We start from the raw sequence: 5,299 nt of genomic DNA, 5'->3' as shown, positions 1-5,299 counted from the left end.
CATTCATCCTCGGGGACCGTCTCGAACGCTTCGAAAAGCACTTCGCCGCCTTCTGCGGCGCGCCGCACGCCATCGGCGTGGACTCCGGCACCCAGGCCCTGCACCTGGTCCTGCGGGCCTTGGGCATCGGCGCAGGGGACGAGGTCATCACCGTCCCGAACACCTTCATCGCCACCATCGAGGCGATCGTCTACACCGGCGCGACGCCGGTCTTCGTGGACGTCGACCCCGTGACCTGGATGATGGACCCCGAGAAGCTCGAGCGCGCGATCACGCGGCGCACCAAGGCCATCATGCCGGTGCACCTCTTCGGGCACCTGGCGCCGATGGACGAGATCCGGGCCGTGGCCGGCGACCTGCCCGTCATCGAGGACGCCTGCCAGGCCCACGGCGCCCTGTACAAGGGCAAGCGCGCCGGCACCATGGGGATCGCCTCGGGCTTCAGCTTCTACCCCGGCAAGAACCTGGGCGGGTTCGGGGACGGCGGCGCCACGGTCACCGCGGACGGGCGCATCGACGCCGTCCTGCGCAGCCTGCGCCACCACGGCCAGGGCACCAAGAACCTGCACGACTCGGTGGGGTACACCGGCCGCCTCGACACCCTGCAGGCCGTCATCCTGGACACCAAGCTGCCCCACCTCGAGGGCTGGAACGCCCGTCGCCGGGAGGTCGCCGGCTGGTACCGCGGCCGTCTCGAGGGCCACTACCGGATGCCCGAGCCGCTACCCGGGACGACCCCGGTCCACCACATCTTCCCGATCCAGAGCCCGGACCCCGAGGGCCTGATCGCCCGCCTGCGCGAGCAGGGCGTCTCCTGCGGGCGCCACTACCCGGTTCCCTGCCACCGCCAGCCCGCCCTGGCCGGTTTCGTGCCCGTGGACGCCTCCTTCCCGGTATCCGAGGACCTCTGCGAGCACATCGTCTCCCTGCCGATGTATGCGGAAATGTCAAAAGAGATGGTGGACAGGGTCTGCGACCTTCTGCTATAATGCTTGCAGGTTCGTGGAGTTTTTCGGGAATTGGTCGCGTGTTGTAGGGCGCTCCGGGGGGGCGGAAAGGAGATCCATGGCCCGAAGCTAACGCGTTTCCGAGATTCGCACCTTGCTTGCCCTGCATGGGGAGAGAACACCATGAAGGAAGACGCGGTGGCTTATTCGGCTGTGGTCGAGGATGTCCTCCCTGCCGCACCGACCCTGTACCTCGTCGCGGACACCTCCCGCCTGAACGGCTGGGGTGGTACGGCCAAGCGCACGCTCGACATCATCCTGGCCGGCGGGGCCGTCCTGCTGCTTTCGCCTCTATTGCTGGTGCTCGCCTTCCTGGTGAAGCGCTCGAGCCCCGGTCCCGTCTTCTTCGTCCAGGAGCGGATCGGCAAGAACAGCCAGCCCTTCCCGTTCTACAAATTCCGCACCATGGTCCACAAGAGCGACGACGCCATCCACCGGCAGTTCGCGGCGATGTTCATCAACGGCGGCTCTCAACATTCCGCGAACGACAAGGTCTACAAGCTGACCGAGGACCCGCGCGTGACCGGGATCGGCCGCTGGCTGCGCCGGACCTCGCTGGACGAGCTGCCGCAGCTGTTCAACATCCTGCGCGGGGAGATGTCGCTGGTCGGGCCGCGGCCGCCGATCGCCTACGAGCTGGACCACTACCAGCCCTGGCACCACGAGCGGCTGCGCATCACCCCGGGCCTGACCGGCCTGTGGCAGGTGAGCGGGCGCAGCAACGTCCCCTTCGAAGAGATGGTCCGCCTGGACATCCACTACATCAATTCCTGGTCTCTGGGGCAGGACCTGCGCATCATGTTCAAGACTGTGCCGGTGGTCCTGCGGGGCACCGGCGGCTACTGACCCGGCGGAATCCGGCTAAAGTTCCGCCGCCGCCGAACGATGCATCCCCTGGGCCGGCTCGTGCACCAGCACCGGCCGGCCTTCCCATGTCAGATCGCCCGGACTGGAGACGACGACACCAAAGGAGCTGGTCATGCTGAAGATGGCAGCCATTGGCTGCGGCTACTGGGGCCCCAACCTCATCCGGAACTTCCACAACCATCCGGATGTCGAGCTGTCGCACATCTGCGACCTCGACGCGAAGCGTCGCGCCCACATGGCCTCGCTCTACCCGGCCGCCGACGTCAGCGACGACATCGGCCGGATCCTCGGCGACCCCTCCGTGGGCGCCGTGGTGGTGGCCACCCCGGTCAGCACCCACTTCCCCCTGGGCAAGGCCGTGCTCGAGAGCGGGAAGCACCTGTTCATCGAGAAGCCGATGGCCGCCAGCGCCGACGAGTGCCGCCAGCTCTGCGCCATCGCCAAGGCCCGCAACCTGCAGATCATGGTCGGCCACACCTTCCTGTTCGTGCCGGCGGTGCGCCTGATCAAGCAGCTCATCGAGTCCGGCGAGCTGGGCGACATCTACTACGTCAAAATACGCCGCCTGAACCTGGGCATCTTCCAGAAGGACGCCAACGTCGTCTGGGACCTAGTGCCCCACGACGTCGCGATGCTCAACTACCTGTTCGACGCCGTCCCGGAGCGGGTCAGCGCCACCGGCCACTGCTACGTCCAGACGGACAAGCAGCTCGAGGACGTGGCCTTCGTCTCGCTGTGGTACCCCGGCGGCCGGGTCGCCCACCTGCACGTCAGCTGGCTGGACCCGAACAAGGTGCGCGAAGCGACCTTCGTTGGCAGCCGCAAGATGGTGGTCTATGATGACGTCGCGATGACGGACAAGATCCGCATCTACGACAAGGGCGTCGACGTGATGCCGCACTACGACGGGTTCGACGAGTTCCACCTGGCGTACCGGCACGGGGACATCCTGATCCCGAAGATCGACCAGGCCGAGCCGCTGAAGGTCGAGACGTCGCACTTCGTGGACTGCGTGCTGGGCCGCGCGACCCCGGTCAGCGACGGCGACCTGGGCCTGCAGGTGGTCGAGGTGCTGGAGAAGGCCTGCCTCTCCATCCGCGAGCACGGGGCGCCGCAGGACCTGACCTTCCAGAACGCGTAGGCCCCGGCCGCGCGGGGGAGAGCCGTGAGCGAAGCGCCCATCCGCGTGGCGATGATCGGCCAGAAGGGTTATCCCCCCGTCCACGGCGGGATCGAGAAGCACGTCGCGGAGCTGGCCGCCAGGCTGGCTCCGCGCGGCGTCGAAATCACCATCTACAGCCGCCCCCACTACAGCGACGCCGACGGCCCCACCGCCATGCCCGGGGTCACGGTGCGCCGCCTGCCCAGCGTGCCGACCAAGCACTTGGACGCCATCACCCACACGCTGGCCGCCACCGCGGACGCGGTGCGCCACGGCTACGACATCGTCCACTACCACGCCCTCGGCCCCGCGCTCCTGTCGGGCGTGCCGCGCTGGCTGGGGCGCGGCCGCACGGTCGTCACCGTCCACGGCCTGGATTGGCAGCGGGACAAGTGGGGGCCGGTGGCCGCCGCGGTGCTGCGGGGCGGGGAGGGGGCCTCGGCCCGCTTCCCGGACGGGCTGATCGTGGTTTCGCAGGCGCTGCGGCAGCACTACGCGGCGAAGCACGGCGTGCAGGCGGTCTGCATCCCCAACGGGATCGGGGAGCCGGTGCGGCGCCCACGGCAGGAGTTGGACCGGATCGGGCTGGCGGACGGGTTCGTGCTGTTCGTGGGGCGTTTCGTGCCCGAGAAGGGGTGCCACCTGTTGCTGGAGGCCTACGGCAAGCTGCCCGCCGAACTGCGGGCCCGGCACCGGCTGGTCATGGCGGGGGGCTCGGGGTTCACCGACGACTACGCGGCGGGCCTGCGGGCGGCCGCGTCGCCGGAGGTCCTGTTCCCGGGGTACGTCCACGGGCGGCTGCTGGAGGAACTGTACAGCCACGCGGCGCTGGTGGTGCTGCCGTCGACGCTCGAGGGGCTGTCGATCGCCCTGCTGGAGGGGATGAGCTACGGGCGATGCTGCCTGGTGAGCGACATCGCGCCCAACCTGGAGGTGTCCGGGGGGTGCGCACCGGCGTTCGCGAGCGGGGATGCGGGGGCGCTGGGGGCGGCGATGGCGGGGCTGCTGGCGGACCCCGCGGCCCGGGAGCGCCATGGGGAGGCGTCGCGGCTGCGGGTGCTGGCGACGTACTCCTGGGAGAACGCCGCGGTGGACACGCTGGCCCTGTACCGGCGGGTCCTGGGGCGCGAAAAATCGGTTTGACATCCGGGGGGATCGCCGTCATATTGAGCGGCACTTCGCGGGAATAGCTCAGTTGGTAGAGCACTACCTTGCCAAGGTAGATGTCGCGGGTTCGAGTCCCGTTTCCCGCTCCAGCATCTGTAAAGAGGAGAGCGACTTACGAAAGTGGGTCGCTCTCCTGCTTTTTGTGGTACGAGCTGTGCCAACGTTGATCCAACGATTCATGTTGGTCTAAAGAAATTCGGATTCGTGAAGCAGTTTATAGATTGAACATAATCCGGCTTCATGAGGATTTCTTGTTTGACGAATCCTCCCGCTCATCCCTGACATCAGGGATAGAACCGATCATTGATCATCCCGTGAAAGTCACCGACAAGCCAGCCGAATTCCGTGAACCCGACGCTGATCGCGCCCGGACCAGGTCCCCTCTATTCGGCTGCGAGATCCTGCTGCCCGATCAGGTAGTACCGCTGCCGCGTCCCCCCATCGGGCAGTGTCACCAGCCCCCGCTTGACGAAGAACAACTGCAGCGAGTCGATCCCATACGTGTTGTCGTCCACAGTATCCAGCGTCATGACGGCAGTCACTGCGTACAACGCCTTCAGCCCCCCCGGATACCCCGGTTCATCCATCGACACTTCGCTCCACCCGGTCAAATTATCGAACTGCAGAAACGCGATGTCGCGCACGGCCGGCAGGACCCGCTGGTGGGCCGTGTCGTACCCCGGCTCCCCGTCCAGCAGCCGCGTCGTGTGCAGCAGATCTTCCTCGCGCGAGTAGGTGTCGTCGGTCGGCCCGATCAGACACTCCGGCGAGAACACGAACTCGAAATCCTCATGCAGCGTGAACGCATACTCGACGCTGTCCATGCCGTCGTAGGCGTCCCGGAAGTTCGCCATCAGCTGCTCGGCGGTGTCCGGGAACGGAAACGCCGAGACCGCGAGATCGGGCTCGATGGGGGAGTCCTCCGCATCGAAGCAGCCCCCGGCCAGCGCGCATAGGAACGCCAGGACCAGCAGGAGATCCAGGGAACGTCGCATGGAAACCCGCCTCCGCATTTTCGATGAATGGGCGAAATCGATACCCACATCCTAGCACGGACCGCCCACCGGTGAACCCGCCAAGCTTGCGGAATTGAGTC

Annotated in this window: 5 protein-coding genes and 1 tRNA gene; 5 read left to right on the top strand and 1 reads right to left on the bottom strand. The window is 67.0% G+C overall.

Annotated features, from left to right (window positions below; translation table 11 throughout):
- The 5 genes from Q7W29_05435 to Q7W29_05415 all read left to right on the top strand — a co-directional run.
- On the top strand, positions 1 to 989 hold a 989-nt coding region (locus tag Q7W29_05435), incomplete at its 5' end, for a DegT/DnrJ/EryC1/StrS family aminotransferase (GenBank protein MDO9171258.1).
- 156 nt (positions 990 to 1,145) lie between these two features.
- Complete coding sequence (locus Q7W29_05430) at positions 1,146 to 1,853, top strand: sugar transferase (protein ID MDO9171257.1); 708 nt, start codon at positions 1,146 to 1,148, stop codon at positions 1,851 to 1,853.
- Positions 1,854 to 1,986: 133 nt separating this feature from the next.
- Positions 1,987 to 3,015 carry a Gfo/Idh/MocA family oxidoreductase gene (locus tag Q7W29_05425; protein ID MDO9171256.1) on the top strand — a complete coding sequence of 343 codons (1,029 nt, stop codon included), beginning with the start codon at positions 1,987 to 1,989 and terminating at the stop codon, positions 3,013 to 3,015.
- A gap of 24 nt (positions 3,016 to 3,039) precedes the next feature.
- The gene (locus Q7W29_05420; protein ID MDO9171255.1) at positions 3,040 to 4,179 is read left to right on the top strand and encodes a glycosyltransferase family 4 protein; all 1,140 of its coding nucleotides are present in this window, start codon (positions 3,040 to 3,042) and stop codon (positions 4,177 to 4,179) included.
- 37 nt (positions 4,180 to 4,216) lie between these two features.
- A tRNA-Gly gene (locus tag Q7W29_05415) sits at positions 4,217 to 4,292 on the top strand.
- Between the two features lie 294 nt (positions 4,293 to 4,586).
- Here the strand turns inward: Q7W29_05415 and Q7W29_05410 are convergent.
- Complete coding sequence (locus Q7W29_05410) at positions 4,587 to 5,198, bottom strand: hypothetical protein (protein MDO9171254.1); 612 nt, start codon at positions 5,196 to 5,198, stop codon at positions 4,587 to 4,589.
- Between the last annotated feature and the right edge of the window lie 101 nt (positions 5,199 to 5,299).

Source organism: bacterium, assembly GCA_030654305.1.
Taxonomy (GTDB): Bacteria; Krumholzibacteriota; Krumholzibacteriia; order LZORAL124-64-63; family LZORAL124-64-63; genus PNOJ01.
Note: the sequence above shows the minus strand (reverse complement) of the source record. Positions and strands in the feature narration are given on the sequence as shown.

Bases quoted from the DNA above. Each gene is read 5' to 3' on its own strand.
- Q7W29_05425 (MDO9171256.1), top strand. From the start codon at position 1,987: ATGCTGAAGATGGCAGCCATTGGCTGCGGCTACTGGGGCCCCAACCTC.
- Q7W29_05410 (MDO9171254.1), bottom strand. From the start codon at position 5,198: ATGCGACGTTCCCTGGATCTCCTGCTGGTCCTGGCGTTCCTATGCGCG.